Annotated in this window: 16 protein-coding genes; 13 read left to right on the forward strand and 3 right to left on the reverse strand. The window is 61.9% G+C overall.

The genetic code is table 11. From position 1 onward, the window contains the following. Positions 1-84 precede the first annotated feature (84 nt). On the reverse strand, positions 85-1,641 hold the full coding sequence (gene norR, locus FPB55_RS04080) for a nitric oxide reductase transcriptional regulator NorR (protein WP_110678782.1): 1,557 nt from the start codon (positions 1,639-1,641) through the stop codon (positions 85-87). 153 nt (positions 1,642-1,794) lie between these two features. On the opposite strand from norR, the gene hmpA reads away from it, so the two are divergent. From hmpA to FPB55_RS04145, 13 genes are all read left to right on the forward strand, one after another. After that, complete coding sequence (hmpA, locus tag FPB55_RS04085) at positions 1,795-2,970, forward strand: NO-inducible flavohemoprotein (protein ID WP_115293404.1); 1,176 nt, start codon at positions 1,795-1,797, stop codon at positions 2,968-2,970. A gap of 457 nt (positions 2,971-3,427) precedes the next feature. Then, positions 3,428-3,934: a disulfide bond formation protein B gene (locus tag FPB55_RS04090; protein WP_009685199.1), complete on the forward strand. Its 507-nt coding sequence runs from the start codon at positions 3,428-3,430 to the stop codon at positions 3,932-3,934. Positions 3,935-4,491: 557 nt separating this feature from the next. Continuing rightward, positions 4,492-5,433 carry a ubiquinol oxidase subunit II gene (gene cyoA, locus FPB55_RS04095; protein ID WP_144187577.1) on the forward strand — a complete coding sequence of 314 codons (942 nt, stop codon included), beginning with the start codon at positions 4,492-4,494 and terminating at the stop codon, positions 5,431-5,433. Between the two features lie 3 nt (positions 5,434-5,436). Next, positions 5,437-7,455: a cytochrome o ubiquinol oxidase subunit I gene (cyoB, locus tag FPB55_RS04100; RefSeq protein WP_009685201.1), complete on the forward strand. Its 2,019-nt coding sequence runs from the start codon at positions 5,437-5,439 to the stop codon at positions 7,453-7,455. A gap of 3 nt (positions 7,456-7,458) precedes the next feature. Continuing rightward, entirely contained in the window at positions 7,459-8,085 is a 627-nt protein-coding gene (gene cyoC, locus FPB55_RS04105; RefSeq protein WP_029886722.1) for a cytochrome o ubiquinol oxidase subunit III, read from the forward strand. Next, entirely contained in the window at positions 8,085-8,417 is a 333-nt protein-coding gene (gene cyoD / locus FPB55_RS04110; protein ID WP_003248599.1) for a cytochrome o ubiquinol oxidase subunit IV, read from the forward strand. Before cyoC ends, cyoD begins: the two co-directional genes overlap by 1 nt. Positions 8,418-8,428: 11 nt before the next feature. Beyond that, a complete protein-coding gene (cyoE, locus tag FPB55_RS04115) occupies positions 8,429-9,316 on the forward strand; it encodes a heme o synthase (RefSeq protein WP_029886721.1) in 888 nt (295 codons plus the stop codon). 307 nt (positions 9,317-9,623) lie between these two features. Then, positions 9,624-10,832: an alanine transaminase gene (gene alaC, locus FPB55_RS04120; RefSeq protein ID WP_009682133.1), complete on the forward strand. Its 1,209-nt coding sequence runs from the start codon at positions 9,624-9,626 to the stop codon at positions 10,830-10,832. Positions 10,833-11,029: 197 nt separating this feature from the next. Continuing rightward, on the forward strand, positions 11,030-12,157 hold the full coding sequence (locus tag FPB55_RS04125; protein WP_054890291.1) for a hypothetical protein: 1,128 nt from the start codon (positions 11,030-11,032) through the stop codon (positions 12,155-12,157). 126 nt (positions 12,158-12,283) lie between these two features. After that, a complete protein-coding gene (locus FPB55_RS04130) occupies positions 12,284-12,667 on the forward strand; it encodes a YkgJ family cysteine cluster protein (protein WP_029886718.1) in 384 nt (127 codons plus the stop codon). 504 nt (positions 12,668-13,171) lie between these two features. Then, entirely contained in the window at positions 13,172-13,735 is a 564-nt protein-coding gene (locus FPB55_RS04135) for a GNAT family N-acetyltransferase (RefSeq protein WP_009681616.1), read from the forward strand. Between the two features lie 11 nt (positions 13,736-13,746). Further along, positions 13,747-14,286, forward strand: coding sequence for a hypothetical protein (locus FPB55_RS04140; RefSeq protein ID WP_125855768.1), 540 nt, complete (start codon positions 13,747-13,749; stop codon positions 14,284-14,286). A 20-nt stretch (positions 14,287-14,306) separates the two neighbouring features. Next, on the forward strand, positions 14,307-14,693 hold the full coding sequence (locus tag FPB55_RS04145; protein WP_054890549.1) for a lysozyme inhibitor LprI family protein: 387 nt from the start codon (positions 14,307-14,309) through the stop codon (positions 14,691-14,693). A gap of 169 nt (positions 14,694-14,862) precedes the next feature. Here FPB55_RS04145 and mnmH read toward each other — a convergent pair whose 3' ends face one another. Further along, on the reverse strand, positions 14,863-15,975 hold the full coding sequence (mnmH, locus tag FPB55_RS04150) for a tRNA 2-selenouridine(34) synthase MnmH (RefSeq protein ID WP_144187579.1): 1,113 nt from the start codon (positions 15,973-15,975) through the stop codon (positions 14,863-14,865). Further along, positions 15,975-17,009, reverse strand: coding sequence for a selenide, water dikinase SelD (gene selD, locus FPB55_RS04155; RefSeq protein ID WP_029887425.1), 1,035 nt, complete (start codon positions 17,007-17,009; stop codon positions 15,975-15,977). Before selD ends, mnmH begins: the two co-directional genes overlap by 1 nt. Between the last annotated feature and the right edge of the window lie 76 nt (positions 17,010-17,085).

The following is a 17,085-nucleotide window of genomic DNA, read 5'->3' on the forward strand; positions in this document are numbered from 1 at the left end:
GAGAGTGGGGTGGTTAGGGAGATATAGCAGCCAGGCGGGAAGCAACCAGATGGCTTTCTGGGTTAATCCTTTTGTAGATAAACCTCAGCGAAGCCCCAGCCGACGGGCCAAGCGGCTGAGGTTGGCACGGTCCAGACCCAGCTCGCGCGCCGCTGCCGCCCAGTTGTCCTGATGCCGTTGCAGGCACGCTTCGATCACCTGGCGCTGGTAGCTGTCGACGGCCTCGCGCAGGCCACCCTCGGGCAGGTTGGCTACCGACAGCGGCGGGGCAGGGAGGGGCGTGGCTGCGGCCGCCGGTGCCGTTGTACGCACGTCCAGGTCGCTGGCCTCAAGGGTCAGGATACGTGGCCGGTCGGGGTGTTGGCCCAGCGCCTTGAGCGCTGAACGGCCGATCAGGTGTTCCAGTTCGCGCACGTTGCCAGGCCAGGCATACGCCAGCAGCGCGGCCTGGGCCTCACTGCTCAGGCGCAGGCTGTTCAGGCCCAGGCGCGAACGGTTCTGTTCGAGGAAGTAGCCGGCCAATAGCAGCACATCACGCCCACGTTCGCGCAGTGGCGGTACCTGCAGCGGGTACACGCTGAGGCGGTGATAGAAGTCGGCGCGGAAGTTGCCGTTGCGCACTTCGGCCGCCAGGTCACGGTTGGTGGCGGCGATCAGGCGCACGTCCACGCGGTGCTCGCGGTCCGACCCCAGGCGTTGCAACTGACCGCTTTGCAAAACGCGCAGCAGCTTGGCCTGCACGGTCAGCGGCAGTTCGCCGACTTCGTCGAGGAACAGCGTGCCGCCGTTGGCCAGTTCAAACTTGCCGCGGCGCTCGCCGTGCGCGCCGGTGAAGGCCCCGCGCACATGGCCGAACAGCTCACTTTCCACCAGGGTGTCCGGCAGGGCTGCGCAATTGAGGCTGACCAGCGGCTGGTTGGCGCGGCTACTGGCCTGGTGCAGGGCCTGCGCCACCAACTCCTTGCCAACACCGGTTTCGCCGGTGATCAGTACCGTCAGGTCGCTGCCACCGACCAGGCGGATCTCTTCCACCAGGCGTTTGTGGGCCGGGCTTTGGCCGATCAGCTCCTGGTGCTGGCCACTGGCCTGGCGGTAGATTTCGGCGCGGTGATGTTCGTCTTCGGCACGCAGGGCCAGGTGGTGGATACGCTCGGCCACGGTTACGGTCGCGGCGGCCAGACTGGCGAACGCTTGCAGGGCGTCCAGCTCCAGGCTCTGGAACTGCCCCGGGGTCAGCGCATCGAGGGTGACCAGGCCCCATGGGCGCTCATCGACCATCAACGGGCAGCCCATGCAGTCGTGAACTTCGAGCGAGGCCGCGACGGCGGTCACCAGGCCATCATAGGGGTCGGGCAGCTCGGAATCGCTGGCGAAGCGGGTGGGCTCGGGGCGGCTGAGCAGGATCTGGAAGCGCGGGTGTTCGCTCACCCGGAACCGCCGGCCGAGGGTATCGGGGCTCAGCCCGTCCACGGCCAGCGGTACCAGCCATTCGCCGTCCAGGCGCAGCAGCGCGGCGGCATCGCATGGCAGCAGGCTGCGCATGGCCTGCAACAGGCGGCGATAGCGCTCCTGGTCGGGCAATTCGCGGGACAGGTCACTGACCAGTGGCAGCAACGTGGTGAGCAAAGGCTTTGTGGTCATATGGACTCCAGTAGGTCTTTATGACTATACGGCCTACTGCGTCTTTTTGACATGGTTGGTCTCAAGTGTCTGATTTAATTGGAAATTTAAGTTGGCATGATTGGTGTAATGACCTAGGCATCATTTGAAGCCCTAGGCCCAGGAGTCACCGCAATGCTCAATGCCGACCAACGTGCGATCATCAAGGCCACAGTCCCACTGCTGGAAAGCGGCGGGGAAGCGCTGACCACTCACTTCTACAAGATGATGCTCAGCGAGTACCCCGAGGTGCGTCCGCTGTTCAACCAGGCCCACCAGGCCAGCGGCGACCAGCCGCGCGCGCTGGCCAACGGCGTGCTGATGTATGCTCGCCACATCGACCAGCTGGAGCAACTCGGCGGCCTGGTCGGGCAGATCATCAACAAGCACGTCGCCTTGCAGATTCTGCCGGAGCACTACCCGATCGTCGGCAGTTGCCTGTTGCGCGCCATCGAGGAAGTGCTGGGCAAGGACATTGCCACCCCGGCGGTGATCGAGGCTTGGGGCGCTGCCTATGGTCAGTTGGCCGACATCCTGATCGGTGCCGAAGAAAACCTTTACCAGCAAAAGGAAGCGGCCGAAGGTGGCTGGCGCGGGACCCGCGAGTTCCGCCTGGTGCGCCGCGAACAGGAAAGCAGCGAAATCGTTTCGTTCTACTTCGCCCCTGTAGACGGCAAACCGGTGCTCAAGGCCGAGCCCGGGCAGTACATTGGCCTGAAACTGAACATCGACGGTGCCGAACAGCGCCGCAACTATTCGCTGTCGGCGTTGTGCGACGGCAAGGAGTACCGCATCAGCGTCAAGCGCGAGGCGGGCGGCAAGGTGTCCAACTACCTGCATGACCAGTTGCAGGTTGGCGATACCCTGCAACTGTTCCCGCCAGCAGGTGACTTCACCCTGGCTGCCAGTGCCAAGCCGCTGGTACTGATCAGTGGCGGTGTGGGCATTACCCCGACCCTGGCGATGCTGCAGGCCGCCCTGCACACCGGGCGTCAGGTGCATTTCATTCACTGCGCACGCAATGGTGCGGTGCATGCCTTCCGTGACTGGATCGATGGCCTGGCGGCGCGCCACCCGCAGCTCAAGCGCTTCTACTGCTATGCCGAGCCGGATGGTGATGCGGCCGATGCCGTGGGCGTGCTGAGCGAAGACCTGCTGGCCGAGTGGCTGCCGCGTGAACGGGACGTGGATGCGTACTTCCTTGGGCCGAAGGGCTTCATGGCGGCGGTCAAGCGTCAGCTCAAGGGCCTGGGCGTGCCGGAACAGCAGAGCCGCTACGAGTTCTTCGGGCCGGCGGCGGCGCTGGAGTGATGGAGTGGCCGTACCGGCCCTATCGCCGGCAAGCCGGCTCCCACGGGGACTGAGCAGGTTTTGGGGCTTGTAATGTTCCTTGTGGGAGCCGGCTTGCCGGCGATAGGGCCGGTCCAGCCTTATGCATTTCCAGCGGCATGCCACGCATCACACCTTTGTGCCTATATATAAAGGAAAGATGAAAGCACCAGCGCCGCTTTCATTCTTAATCATCCTTTAATCACGGTATCCTTCACTCCCGGGTGTCGAGGGGCTTGCCCCTGCGCGGCGCCCGGGCGCTGGTTTTTTGCCGCCCGCCGTTGAACCGACCTCGTTCTGGCCGGTCTCAGCCACACCGGATAGCCCTGCGCAGTGCTATCACGCCGCTTCCTCGGCACGCTCACAGGCCCCGCTCAGCGTGTAGACTTGCGCCAGGGCAGGCGGACCACGCTGCCACTTTCCATCGAAGGAACCGGTAATGAACGAACAAACATCGCGCCTGAATCGGGAACGGCGCTTTCTGGTGCTGCTGGGCCTGATCTGCATTTCGCTGATCGGCGGCGCGCTCTACATGCAGGTGGTACTGGGCGAGGCGCCGTGCCCGTTGTGCATCCTGCAGCGCTACGCACTGCTGTTCATTGCCGTGTTCGCGTTCATCGCGGCGGCCATGCCCGGGCGCCGTAGCCTGACCTTCTTCGAGGCCCTGGTCGTGCTCAGTGCCATTGGCGGAATGATTGCGGCTGGCAACCATGTGTATATACTCGCCAACCCGATGGTCAGTTGTGGTATCGATACGCTCCAGCCGATCGTCGATGACCTGCCGCTGGCCAAGCTGTGGCCCTTGGCATTCCAGGTCGACGGCTTCTGCAGCACGCCATACCCGCCGATCCTCGGTTTGTCGCTGGCGCAATGGGCGTTGGTAGCCTTCGTTCTGACCGCTGTGCTGGTGCCGCTTGGCATCTACCGAAACCGCCGCCAGGCTTAGACAAAAGTCCCGATTTGCGTGGGGTCTTTTACAGGCCGCGAGAACAGGGAAAAGTTGCCGCCCGCTTGATCTGGATCAATCTCAAAGCCTTGCAGCATGCGGCTTTGAGGCCTGGCAAGCGGGGTGCGACAAACTGTCGCGAAGTTGAATAATCAGTCGCCATTGTTGCAGATTCTGTAAAAGACTGTTGCTCAATAAGTCATAGTCAAGGGTTGGCGACCTAACTACAATCGCCCCCAATTCCCGTTCGGCACTGCTTGCGAGTCGCAGGATTGAAGGAAGCCCCAGCGCTTCTTTTTGCTGACTTCGTCAAGTTTCGCCCAACGGCGATACCGGGCGGACCCCCCTCCGCGTTTTCCCGCACCAAATGGACTTGGTCTGAAGTACAGGCCTGTTGCCTACGAAACCAAAAGCACCGCTAACCCGCTTGAGCCAAGGTCCTGCAGTCAGACCCAGGCAGGAGCGAGTACGGGCGCGACATGCCTCACTTGGCAGGACGAAGTGTTGGCTACCAAAACACAAATTGCATTGAAGCAAGCTGATCTAGAGGTCGTGAGATGAGTAAAAAGCGTTACCCCAGACTGTTTGGCATATTGCCCTTTTTAGGCATGCTTTTACTCAGTGGGTGCAACTGGACCCTGCTCGACCCGAAGGGCCAGGTCGGCATTGAGCAAAAGAACCTGATCCTGATCGCTACCGGGCTTATGCTGCTGGTGGTGGTGCCCGTCATCATCATGACCCTGGCGTTCGCCTGGAAGTACCGTGCTTCCAACAAGGCTGCCACCTACACCCCTGACTGGTCGCACTCGACCAAGATCGAGGCCGCGGTGTGGATCATCCCGATCCTGATCATCATCGCCCTGGGTTACGTCACCTACAAGTCCACCCACAAGCTGGATCCGTACCGTCCGCTGGACTCCGACGTCAAGCCGGTACAGATCGACGTGGTCGCGCTGGACTGGAAGTGGCTGTTCATCTACCCGGAGCAGGGCATTGCCACGGTCAACAAGATCGTCTTCCCGGCTAACACCCCGGTCAACTTCCGCGTCACCTCCGACGCCGTGATGAACTCGTTCTTCATCCCGGGCCTGGGCGGCCAGATCTACGCCATGGCCGGCATGACCACCAAGCTGCACCTGATCGCCAACGAAAACGGCGAATTCGACGGTATCAGCGCCAACTACAGCGGTGCTGGCTTCACCGGCATGAAATTCAAGGCTACTGCCACTTCCCAGGAAGACTTCGACAAGTGGGTCGCCGAGGTCAAGCAGTCGCCGAAGAATCTGGACAAGGCCGAATACGAAGCCTTGGCCAAACCAAGCGAAAACAACCCAGTCGCGCTGTATAGCGAGGCATCGCCAGAGCAGTTCCAGCTGATCGTAGACAAGTACGAAGGCATGAACCGCGGCCGTAGCCACGAAGAAGCTGGCAGCAAAGATCTGGCCACAACCAAGGGTGTGGAATCGAGTATGCAACCAGCTGCCGGTGCAGAGGAGTAAGAGATGTTCGGTAAATTAAGCCTGGAGGCGATACCCTATCACGAGCCGATAGTCATGGTGACGCTTGCCATGATCGCGCTCGGCGGTATCGCTGTCGTCGGTCTTATCACCTATTTCCGCAAGTGGACCTACTTGTGGAGCGAGTGGCTGACTACTGTCGACCACAAAAAGATCGGCGTGATGTACATCATCGTCGCGATGGTCATGCTGCTGCGCGGCTTTGCCGACGCCATCATGATGCGTACCCAGCTGGCTGCCGCAACCGGTGGCTCCGAAGGCTACCTGCCGCCTGAACACTATGACCAGATCTTCACCGCCCACGGTGTGATCATGATCATCTTCATGGCGATGCCGTTCTTCACCGGCCTGATGAACCTGGCGGTTCCTCTGCAGATCGGTGCACGTGACGTTGCCTTCCCGTTCCTGAACTCCCTGAGCTTCTACCTGCTGCTGGCAGGCGTGCTGCTGGTCAACATCTCGCTGGGCGTTGGTGAATTCGCCAAGACCGGCTGGGTTGCCTATCCGCCGCTCGCAGGCATCCAGTACAGCCCTGGGGTAGGTGTCGATTACTACATCTGGGCGCTACAGCTATCCGGATTGGGTACGACGCTTACCGGCGTGAACTTCCTCGTCACCGTGATGAAGATGCGCGCACCTGGCATGAAGCTGATGGACATGCCGATCTTCACCTGGACCTGCACCTGGGCCAACGTCCTGATCGTTGCATCGTTCCCGATCCTGACTGCTGCACTCGCGCTGCTGACTGTTGACCGTTATCTGGACTTCCACATTTTCACCAACGAGCTTGGTGGGAACCCGATGATGTACGTCAACCTGTTCTGGGCGTGGGGTCACCCTGAGGTTTACATCCTGATCCTGCCGGCCTTCGGCGTGTTCTCGGAAGTGACTTCGACGTTCTCTGGCAAACGCCTGTTCGGCCACCACTCGATGATCTACGCATCGGGCGCGATCGCCATCCTTGGCTTTGCGGTATGGCTGCACCACTTCTTCACCATGGGTGCCGGCGCCAGCGTCAACACCTTCTTCGGCCTGGCGACGATGCTGATCTCCATCCCGACCGGTGTGAAGCTGTTCAACTGGCTGTTCACCATGTACCAGGGCCGCGTGCGCTTCACCCCGCCGATGCTCTGGACCCTGGGCTTCATGGTCACCTTCTCCATCGGTGGCATGACCGGCGTACTGCTGGCCGTTCCAGGTGCTGACTTCGTTCTGCACAACAGCCTGTTCGTTATTGCGCACTTCCACAACGTGATCATCGGTGGCGCGGTATTCGGCTACATCGCCGGCTTCGCCTTCTGGTTCCCGAAAGCCTTCGGCTTTACCCTGAACGAGAAGTGGGGCAAAGCTGCCTTCTGGTTCTGGCTGTCGGGCTTCTACGTTGCGTTCATGCCGCTGTACGCCCTGGGCTTCATGGGCATGACCCGTCGTCTGAACCACTCCGACAACCCACTGTGGGAACCCTACCTGTACGTAGCCGTTGTCGGCGCCGTGCTGATCCTGTTCGGTATCGCTTGCCAGCTGATCCAGCTGTACGTTTCGGTCCGCGACCGCAACCAGAACCTGGACGTGACCGGCGACCCATGGGGCGGCCGTACCCTGGAATGGTCGACTTCTTCGCCACCTCCGTTCTACAACTTCGCTCACATGCCTGAGAAAGTTGGCCTGGACTGCTGGCACGAAGCCAAGGAAGAAGGCGTTGCGTACAAGGTTCCGGCCAAGTACGAAGCCATCCACATGCCGAGCAACACTGCTACCGGTCTGTTCATGGGCCTGTTCCTGACCGTCTTCGGCTTCGCTTTCATCTGGCACATCTGGTGGCTGGTGGGCGCGAGCCTGGTTGCAACCATCGCGGTCTTCGTTCGCCACGCTGCACGTGACGACCAGGGCTACATGGTTCCGGCCGAAGAAGTGGCGCGCATCGAAGGCGAGCGTATGAAAGCGCTGGCCAAAGCAGGTGCTCTGCCTGCCGGCGCACGTGTCGAATCGTTTGAGCGGGTGTAATCAATGTCCAGTCAAGTAATGCACGGCGGCGCAGCTCATGGTCACGACCATGGGCATGACGACCACCACCACGACTCGGGCCAGATGACCGTACTGGGTTTCTGGCTGTACCTGATGACCGACTGCATCCTGTTTGCGTCGCTCTTCGCCACCTACGCGGTGCTGTCCGGCAGTTTTGCCGGCGGCCCGTCGGGTCACGACATCTTCCAGCTCGACTTCGTAGCTGTTGAAACGCTGTTCCTGCTGCTGTCCTCGATCACCTTCGGCTTCGCCATGCTGAAGATGTTCGATGGCAAGAAAGCAGGTGTGCTGGGCTGGTTGGCTGTGACCTTCCTGTTCGGTGCAGGCTTCATCGCGATGGAAATCTATGAATTCCATCACCTGATCGGCGAGGGCTTCGGCCCGCAGCGCAGTGGCTTCCTGTCGGGCTTCTTTGCCCTGGTAGGTACCCACGGCCTGCACGTGACTGCTGGTCTGATCTGGATGGCAATCATGATGTACCAGATCAACAAGCACGGCATCACGCCGACCGCCAAGACCCGCATGAGCTGCCTGAGCCTGTTCTGGCACTTCCTGGACGTGGTCTGGATCTGCGTATTCACCGTCGTTTACCTGCTGGGGGTTCTGTAATGGCTAACGCACACGACACTCATCACGAAGGTAATCACGGCAGCGTCAAGTCGTACATGATCGGTTTCGTACTGTCGATCATCCTGACCGCGATCCCGTTCGGCCTGGCCATGACCGCCAGCCTGCCGAAGAACCTGACCGTTCTGATCATCGTTGCCATGGCCGTGATCCAGGTGGTTGTGCACCTGGTGTACTTCCTGCACATGGACCGCTCGAAAGAGCAACGCAACAACGTATCGACGTTCCTGTTCACCACGCTGGTGATCGCACTGCTGGTCGGCCTGTCGCTGTGGATCATGTTCAGCATCCACTTCGAAATGCTGGCCAAGTGAGGTAAGACTGCATGTCCGTTAAGCACTTTATCCAAATCACCAAACCGGGGATCATTTTCGGTAACGTGCTTTCCGTGGCAGGCGGTTTCTTCCTTGCCTCGAAGGGCCATGTGGATTTCGCCCTGTTCCTGGCGGCGGTGATCGGTACTTCGCTGGTGGTAGCGTCCGGATGCGTGTTCAACAACTGCATCGACCGTGACATCGACCACAAGATGGAGCGCACCAAGAACCGCGTGATGGTTCAGGGCGGCATGTCGCTGCCCCTCGCGCTGATCTACGCCACCCTGCTTGGGGTGGCGGGTTTCAGCCTGCTGTATGTCCAGGCCAACCCGCTGTCGGCGTTCTGCGCAGCAGTAGGGTTCGTCGTCTACGTCGGCTTCTACAGCCTGTGGCTGAAGCGCAAGTCGGTGCACGGCACCTTGGTCGGCAGCCTGTCGGGTGCCATGCCCCCGGTGATCGGCTACTGCGCCGTGAGCAACAGCTTCGACCTGGCTGCGGTAACCCTGCTGGTGATGTTCAGCCTGTGGCAAATGCCGCACAGCTTTGCCATTGCCATCTTCCGCTTCAAGGATTACAGCGCTGCCAACATTCCGGTGCTACCGGTGGCGCGCGGCATTCTGGCGGCGAAGAAGCAGATCGTGCTGTACGTACTGGCTTTCGTGCTCGCTACCTTGATGCTCACCCTCGGCGGTTACGCCGGCCTCGGCTACCTGGCCGTGGCAGCTGCCATGGGCCTGTACTGGCTGTACATGGCCTGGGGTGGCTACAAGGCCGAGGACGACAGCAAGTGGGCGCGCAAGGTGTTCGGCTTCTCCATCCTCACCGTCACTGCCCTGAGCGTGATGATGGGTGTGGACAGCCAAACTGCTGCGGACGTGCTGATGACATACGCACGCTGAAATAGCTGCCTGTTTCACGAAAACCCTGGCCATGTGCCGGGGTTTTTTTATGGGTGTTTTTCCTGTGCCGGCCACGGCGCAGGCCCAGGGGCTGCGGGTAACCCTGTGGGAGCGGGCGAGCCCGCGAAGAGGCCAGTGCAGGAAAACATAAATCCTGTATTTTCAAAAAATACTTCTGAAAAGATCTAACAAAACAGGTTTTTGTCCTTTACAGGTATCCTGTCTCGGCACTATCTTCTGATCCAGGCCGCCCTATCGGCCAGCGTCGCTCGGACGGTTCCGGGCGCTTACGTTCTCAGAGGAAACCATGGCCAACCCAGGTTCGCCGCGCCGCTTTGCGCGCATCGATCGTCTCCCCCCTTACGTCTTCAACATCACTGCCGAGCTCAAGATGGCTGCCCGCCGCCGTGGCGAGGACATCATCGACCTGAGCATGGGTAACCCCGATGGCGCCACGCCGCCGCACATTGTCGAGAAGCTGGTGCAGGTTGCCCAGCGTGAAGACACCCACGGCTATTCCACCTCGCGCGGTATTCCGCGCCTGCGCCGGGCCATCGCCAACTGGTACAAGGAGCGCTACGAAGTCGACATCGACCCGGAGAGCGAAGCCATTGTCACCATCGGTTCGAAGGAAGGCCTGGCGCACCTGATGCTCGCCACCCTCGACCAGGGCGACACCGTGCTGGTGCCCAACCCCAGCTACCCGATCCACATCTACGGCGCGGTGATCGCCGGCGCCCAGGTGCGCTCCGTGCCGCTGGTGCCGGGGGTGGACTTCTTCAACGAGCTTGAGCGCGCCATTCGCGAGTCGATACCCAAGCCGAAGATGATGATCCTTGGCTTCCCGTCCAACCCCACCGCGCAGTGCGTAGAGCTGGACTTCTTCGAGCGTGTGGTGGCACTGGCCAAGCAGTATGGTGTGCTGGTGGTGCATGACCTGGCCTATGCCGACATCGTCTATGACGGCTGGAAAGCCCCGTCGATCATGCAGGTGCCGGGCGCCAAGGACATTGCGGTGGAGTTCTTCACTCTGTCCAAAAGCTACAACATGGCGGGTTGGCGCATTGGCTTCATGGTCGGCAACCCCGAGCTGGTCAATGCGCTGGCGCGGATCAAGAGCTACCACGACTACGGCACCTTCACCCCGCTGCAGGTGGCGGCCATCGCTGCCCTGGAAGGCGACCAGCAGTGCGTGCGCGACATTGCCGAGCAGTACCGCCAGCGCCGCAACCTGCTGGTCAAAGGCCTGCACGAGTTGGGCTGGATGGTCGAGAACCCCAAGGCGTCGATGTACGTCTGGGCGAAGATTCCGCCGGCGTATGCGCACCTGGGGTCGCTGGAGTTTTCCAAGAAGCTGCTGGCCGAGGCCAAGGTATGCGTGTCGCCGGGCATCGGTTTTGGTGATTACGGCGATGATCATGTGCGCTTTGCCCTGATCGAGAACCAGGACCGCATTCGCCAGGCCATCCGCGGCATCCGGCAGATGTTCCGGGCTGACGGGCTGGTCCGCAAGTAAGGCCATCGCGACCCAAGGCCGCTCCCACAGGGACCACGCAGCATCCGAAAGCTGCGCTGTACCGGTGGGAGCGGCCTTGTGTCGCGAAAGGGCTGCAAAGCAGCCCCAGGGTCTTCAGCCGGGCGAGCTTTCCGCCTGCATTCCAAGCCTCAGCCAACCTACCTTCGGCACTCATTTCTCACCGAAGGGATCCCCCCATGAGTGTCTTCACCGCCTATTTCTGCGGCACCGGCTCGCACCGCTTCGACCACGCCAACCCCAATTTCTGGAACGGCGAGCTGGTTTCGACCCTGGCCAGCAACGAGCAGGGCCACGAGTTCGCCCACTGGATTGCTGTCGATGGTCCAGGCAGCGGCAATCTTCAGGATGACAACCTGTTCGTGGAACCTGGTGGCTATTACAACTGGACCGGGCAGCTGTTTGGCCGCGGCTGGGAAGAAAACGTCAACCACGTGCTGCAGGTGATCAAAGGCGAAAGCAACTGGCAGCGCAACGAACTGAGCAAGGAAGAATACGAGCGGCTGAAGCAAGCCGGGGTGCCGATACCGGATGCCGGGTCTGCGGCTTCATGGTTCTGGCGCAACTACAGCTACGGCGCCCGCCACCCCACACCGCAGCAATTGCAGGAGGGCATCATCAGCATGTTCCGCAAGCCGCGCCTGCCGACCCAGGTCAACCTGGTGGGCTGGAGCAGGGGAGGGATCAGCTGCCACATGCTGGCCAATGCCATGGCACAAGACCCTGTACTGCGCGACATACCGGTGAACATCTTTGCCATCGACCCGGTACCGGGCGTTGGCAATGTGCAGCAGCAGCGGGTCAGCCTGACCGGCAATGTGAAGGAGTACGTGGGGTTCTATTCACGGGATGAGCGTTCCAAAGGGTTTGCCTGCGTGGTTCCTGCCGTGGCGAGCACTACACGCATCTGCATCTATCCAATGCCTGGCCGGCACGCCACGCTGGTAGGCAACGCATCGCTTGACGGCGCGGGCGCGGGCAAGGTGTTGGCTGAGCCGGGGTTGATCGTTCGCCACTTTGCCGAAGTCTGCCTGGCCCGCTGGGGTGTGCAGTTGGGCAAGCGCCTGGCGTTGACCGACAGCCAGCTGATGCAGTATCACCAGCAAATGGCGGCGGCAGACGACCAGTACCAGGCCATGCGAAAGGCGTCCTATACCGTGCTCACCGAGGGTGAGAAGGACAACCGCCTGGTGCACTGTGGCCAAGCGCCCATGCGCTTCAGCGAGGTGCAGGGTGCAGCCTACGAACCCAGCGCGGGCCTGGCCTTGCAGCGCTGGGACGCCGACACTTACAAAGCCATCTGCTAGCGTTGCCAGGCGGCCGGATCAGCGGCAATTTTTTTTGCGTTGCCCCTCTATCCAGCCGCCCCTGCTTGGACTGAGAATGGCGCCGCGGGCCAGACCCGATAACAACAACCTTCCCTCCGTGCCATCATGTCCGAATACAACCCTTGCCTTGACTGCGGCGCCTGCTGCGGGTACTTCCGTGTGTCTTTCTTCTGGGGCGAATGCCAGTCTGCCGGGGGCGTTGTCCCGGATGACCTGGTGGTGCAGGTCAACCCTACCCGTGTGGCCATGATCGGCACCGATGCCAAGCCGTGCCGCTGTATCGCTCTTCAGGGCGAGGTCGGCAAAGAGGTGGCCTGTACCATTTATGCCAACCGCTCCAGCCCGTGCCGTGAGTTCGAGGCGTCGTGGGAGGGTGGGGTGCACAACCCCAGTTGTGACGCCGCCCGGGCAGCATATGGGCTGCCACCGCTGACACCGCCTGGGGCCAACGAGCCGCATTGGCCGGATGATGGGGCCGAGGTGGCCTGACGCTTTTTCGCTGGCCTGCACTGGCCCTATCGCCGGCAAGCCAGCTCCCACAGGGATCGCCTTAGGGCTGACAGGTGTTTGCCACAAGGTATGCAGCGCCTGTTAGAGCGAGCGCCGCCCGCGCGGCGCATCGCGAGCTGCGCTCGCTCCTACGTTTGTTTCGGGCCAATTATTCCTGTGGGATTTGCGCGCGAACGCCTTGGCGCATGCCTCAAAATCGCGTCGTAAGCACAAGGCGTCCGCGCGCATCTGGCACAGGGGTTACTGGCCCGAAACAAACGTAGGAGCGAGCGCAGCTCGCGATTGCGCCGCGCGGGCGGCGCTCGATCTCACAGGCGCTGAAGATGCTCCGGCTACCCTTGCCAGAAACCATAGAATCTCCCACAGGTACTGCGCAAAGCTCAGGTGTTGTGTCGCGATGGGCTGCGCAGCAGCCCCGGGATGCCGTAACCTCGCGCTTGACGTTAAACTGTCATCTCCCCAGCAATGGACAGGAGATCCGGCGTGACCCCACCCCGCAGTTTCCCCAGTGACCTCTGCCTCGACAGCCCGCGCCTGCAACTGCGCCCCATGCGCCATGCCGATGCCGCGCAGTGGCTGGCGATCATGGCCGACCCCGAGGTCATGCGTTATTGGCACCATGCCCCTTGGCAAAACCTGGCTGAGGCCGAAAGCGCCCTGGCCGCCGACCGCGAAGCCTATGCCAATGGCGACCAGCTCAAGCTGGGTATGTACCGCCGCGACAACGGTGAACTCATCGGCATGGTCCAGCTGTTCAACATCGACGATGTTTCCCGCCGTGGCGAGATCGGCTACTGCCTGGCCAGCGCCGTGCAGGGCAGGGGCTACATGGACGAAGCGCTCACCTGCTTCATCGATTACCTGGCCAACACCCTGCACATGCGCCGCCTGGAAGGTGAGATCGACCCGCGCAACCAAGGCTCGGCACGCACCCTGGAACGGCAAGGTTTCGTGCTTGAAGGCACCCTGCGGGCGCGCTGGTGCGTGGCCGGTGAGTTGTCCGACTCCGGCATCTATGGTCTGCTGCTTGAGCCCCCAGTCGCCTAGGAATTTGCCCTTTGCCCGTTTTCTACCTGAGCATCAGCCTGCTGCTGTACTTGCTCGCCCTGTTCTTCAACGGCGCGCACATGAATGGCGGGCATCACATGCCGGCGCTGCAGATGCTGCTGTACGGGCCATGGGGCTTGCCCTTCGGCTTGCACCAATGGTTTGCCAACCCGCTGCTGGCGTTGGCCATCCTTGCCCACCGGCGCTTTCGCCGGCTGGCTTTGCTGGCCGGGTTGGCGGCGGCTTACCTGGCGGGCAGCAGCTTCGGCATCACCCGTCTGCCGGATAACCAGACTTATGAATTCCATGACCTGAGCGGGTTTGGTGCCGGCTTCTACCTGTGGCTGGCGGCGATGGGCGTGTTTTGCCTGGGCCAGGCCTGGCATTGCTGGAAGGCCCGCAGCGCTGAGGACATGCCCGGTTGGAACTGGCTTGATGTGGCCTTGATTGCGGCGTTGGGTGTGGCGGTTTATGCCGCCACACAGATGCCAGCGCTGCAATTCGAGCCGGGCAAGGTGCTGATGCCGCCGGTGCAACCCCAGACGCTTTGATACCTAAAAGGAGAGTAGGCATGTGCAAGCAATACCTGGCAGGGCTGGCACTGACCTGCGTGCTGCCATTGGCCGTGGCCGATGACTACACGGCGGCGTACGTGCAGTGCATGGACAAGGCCTCCAGCACGGTGGCCATGAGTGAGTGCATCGGGGCCGAGACGCAGGTGCAGGACCAGCGGTTGAACCGGGTGTATAAGCAACTGATGGGCAAGCTGGATGCCGGGCAGCAGAAAAGCTTGCGCGATGTGCAGCGCAAGTGGCTGGCGTACCGCGATGGCAATTGCCAGTTTCATGTGCAGGCCAGTGGCGGGACCATGGCGCAGCTGGAAGGCGGTACCTGCATGATGAGCATGACCCGCGACCGCGCGGCGGAGCTGGAGCGGGTGCTTAGCCCGGGGCAGTGAGTTGCCTGTACGGGCCTCTTCGCGGGCATGCCCGCTCCCAGAGGGATTGCGCCAGCTTATGGCTTTTGAGCAAGACAGTTGCTCCCCCAGGGATTGCACAGGATTTGAAGTCGATGCGATCGAAGTGGGAGCTGGCTTGCCTGCGATGGGGCGCGAAGCGACCCTGGTTTTACAGGTGTCGCTGGCGCAGTACCCGGGCCTTGAGGTACTCGCGCACTTCCACGGCATCCCCGGCAAACTCGATGCGCTCGGCCTTGGCTGCCCGCTGGTAGGCATACATCGGGTCGTAGTACTCGTTCAGCAAACCCTCGATCCAGCCCCGGTGCAGGTCCACCGCGCCGCTGCGCTGCTGTTCTTCCAGGGCCTGGCGCAGAACTTCCGATAGCCGTTGGTAGCGTTCGCCACCCAGGCGCTTGTGGATGTTGGCCATGCTCTGCAGCATGCGCTCGGCAAACAGGCGGCGACCGTCTTCCTCGCCATGCACGGCCATAAACTCGGCACTCAGGTTGATCACATAGTCGCGAAGAATGCGTTCCACGCGGTTAGCGAAGCTGTCCTCCAGCCACACCAGCGGATACCGCTGCATGCCTTGGTATAGCTCCAGCGGCAACGTGCAACTGCCGACAATACGGCCTTCATCCTCCAGCACGAACTGCTCGACCCCTCGGGCACGCTTCTTCAGCACATCGATGGCCAACTGGTTCTCGAAATCGATCTGCGCCGGCTGCGCCGTGGCGCGCTTGCCGAAGCTGGAGCCGCGGTGATTGGCGTGGCCTTCCAGGTCGAGCACGTTGTCCAGTTGCTGCAGCACATCGGTCTTGCCGGTGCCGGTCAGGCCGCCGACCAGCACGAAATCGCATTGGGCCACCGCCTGCTGGGTCGTCCCCAGCAGAAAGTTACGCATGGCCTTGTAGCCACCTCTGACGCGTGGGTACTGGATGCCCGCTTCATCGCGCAGCCAGCCCTGCACGATCTGCGAGCGCAGGCCGCCCCTGAAGCAGTACAGGTAGCCCTCGGGATGCGCCTGGGTAAAGGCTACCCAGGCTTGCAGGCGGGCCTGCTTGGTAGCACCGCTGACCAACTGGTGGCCCAGCGCGATGGCGGCGGCCTGGCCCTGTTGCTTGAAGCAGGTGCCGACCTTCTGCCGCTCCTGGTCGTTCATCAGTGGCAGGTTGACCACGCCAGGGAAGGCGCCTTTGGCGAACTCGACCGGCGCGCGCATGTCCATCATCGGCACGTCGTGGAGGAACAGCTGGCGAAAATCGGTGCAGTCGGGGCGCATCAGATCACCTCGACCGCGTGGCTCTGTCGCTCGACCAGCTTGCCGATCGGCGCCAGTTGCAGGCCCAGTTCGGCGGCCACCGCCAGGAACTCTGCTTCACCTTGCGGGGTAACTGCCACCAGCAGGCCACCGCTGGTTTGCGGGTCGCACAGCAGGTGCTTCTGGTCGTCGCTGAGCGTACCGATCTTGTGCCCGTAGCTGTCGTAGTTGCGCAGGGTGCCGCCGGGGATGCAACCCTCGGCCAGGTAGTGGTCGACACTGGGCAGGCGCGGTACAGCGGCGTAGTCCAGGTGCGCGGTAAGGCCGCTGCCTTCTGCCAGTTCGACCAGGTGGCCGAGCAGGCCGAAGCCGGTGACGTCGGTCATGGCCTTGACCCCGTCCAGCTTGCCAAAGCGGCTGCCGGGGGTATTGAGGGTGCACATCCAGTCACGGGCCAGGCCTTGGTCCTGCGCGCGCAGCTTGGCCTTTTTCTCGGCAGTGGTGAGGATGCCGATGCCCAGTGGCTTGGTCAGGTACAGCTGGCAGCCGGCGCTAGCGGTGTCGTTGCGCTTGAGGTGGCGCTTGCTGACCACGCCGGTGACAGCCAGGCCGAAGATGGGCTCGGGAGCGTCGATGGAGTGGCCGCCGGCCAGTGGAATACCGGCTTCAGCGCACACGGCACGGCCACCGCGGATGACTTCGCGGGCGACTTCCGGTGGCAGCACGTTGACTGGCCAGCCAAGGATGGCGATGGCCATCAGCGGGTCGCCGCCCATGGCGTAGATGTCGCTGATGGCGTTGGTGGCGGCGATTCGACCGAAGTCATAGGGGTCATCGACGATCGGCATGAAGAAGTCGGTGGTCGAAACCACGCCACGTTCGTCGTCCAGTGCGTATACCGCGGCATCGTCGCGTGAGGCGTTGCCGACCCACAGTTTCGGGTCCAGGGCCTGGGTGCCGCTTTCAGCGAGGATCACGTCCAGCACCTTGGGGGAAATCTTGCAGCCACAGCCGGCACCGTGGCTGTACTGGGTCAGGCGAATCGGCTCGCTCATACGTACCTCAGCAGGTCAATTTGTTGCGCGATTGTAGCAAAGCTGGCCTTTGCGCCTGTGCCTCTTATAATTCCTT

This window comes from Pseudomonas sp. BJP69, assembly GCF_007633355.1.
Lineage (GTDB): Bacteria > Pseudomonadota > Gammaproteobacteria > Pseudomonadales > Pseudomonadaceae > Aquipseudomonas > Aquipseudomonas juntendi.

Excerpts from the sequence above, each read along its gene's own strand:
- FPB55_RS04145 (WP_054890549.1), top strand. The coding sequence starts at position 14,307 with ATGTGCAAGCAATACCTGGCAGGGCTGGCACTGACCTGCGTGCTGCCA.
- cyoB (WP_009685201.1), top strand. The coding sequence starts at position 5,437 with ATGTTCGGTAAATTAAGCCTGGAGGCGATACCCTATCACGAGCCGATA.
- cyoE (WP_029886721.1), top strand. The coding sequence starts at position 8,429 with ATGTCCGTTAAGCACTTTATCCAAATCACCAAACCGGGGATCATTTTC.
- cyoD (WP_003248599.1), top strand. The coding sequence starts at position 8,085 with ATGGCTAACGCACACGACACTCATCACGAAGGTAATCACGGCAGCGTC.
- norR (WP_110678782.1), bottom strand. The coding sequence starts at position 1,641 with ATGACCACAAAGCCTTTGCTCACCACGTTGCTGCCACTGGTCAGTGAC.
- alaC (WP_009682133.1), top strand. The coding sequence starts at position 9,624 with ATGGCCAACCCAGGTTCGCCGCGCCGCTTTGCGCGCATCGATCGTCTC.
- FPB55_RS04090 (WP_009685199.1), top strand. The coding sequence starts at position 3,428 with ATGAACGAACAAACATCGCGCCTGAATCGGGAACGGCGCTTTCTGGTG.
- mnmH (WP_144187579.1), bottom strand. The coding sequence starts at position 15,975 with ATGCGCCCCGACTGCACCGATTTTCGCCAGCTGTTCCTCCACGACGTG.
- FPB55_RS04125 (WP_054890291.1), top strand. The coding sequence starts at position 11,030 with ATGAGTGTCTTCACCGCCTATTTCTGCGGCACCGGCTCGCACCGCTTC.
- FPB55_RS04130 (WP_029886718.1), top strand. The coding sequence starts at position 12,284 with ATGTCCGAATACAACCCTTGCCTTGACTGCGGCGCCTGCTGCGGGTAC.
- cyoA (WP_144187577.1), top strand. The coding sequence starts at position 4,492 with ATGAGTAAAAAGCGTTACCCCAGACTGTTTGGCATATTGCCCTTTTTA.
- selD (WP_029887425.1), bottom strand. The coding sequence starts at position 17,009 with ATGAGCGAGCCGATTCGCCTGACCCAGTACAGCCACGGTGCCGGCTGT.
- hmpA (WP_115293404.1), top strand. The coding sequence starts at position 1,795 with ATGCTCAATGCCGACCAACGTGCGATCATCAAGGCCACAGTCCCACTG.
- cyoC (WP_029886722.1), top strand. The coding sequence starts at position 7,459 with ATGTCCAGTCAAGTAATGCACGGCGGCGCAGCTCATGGTCACGACCAT.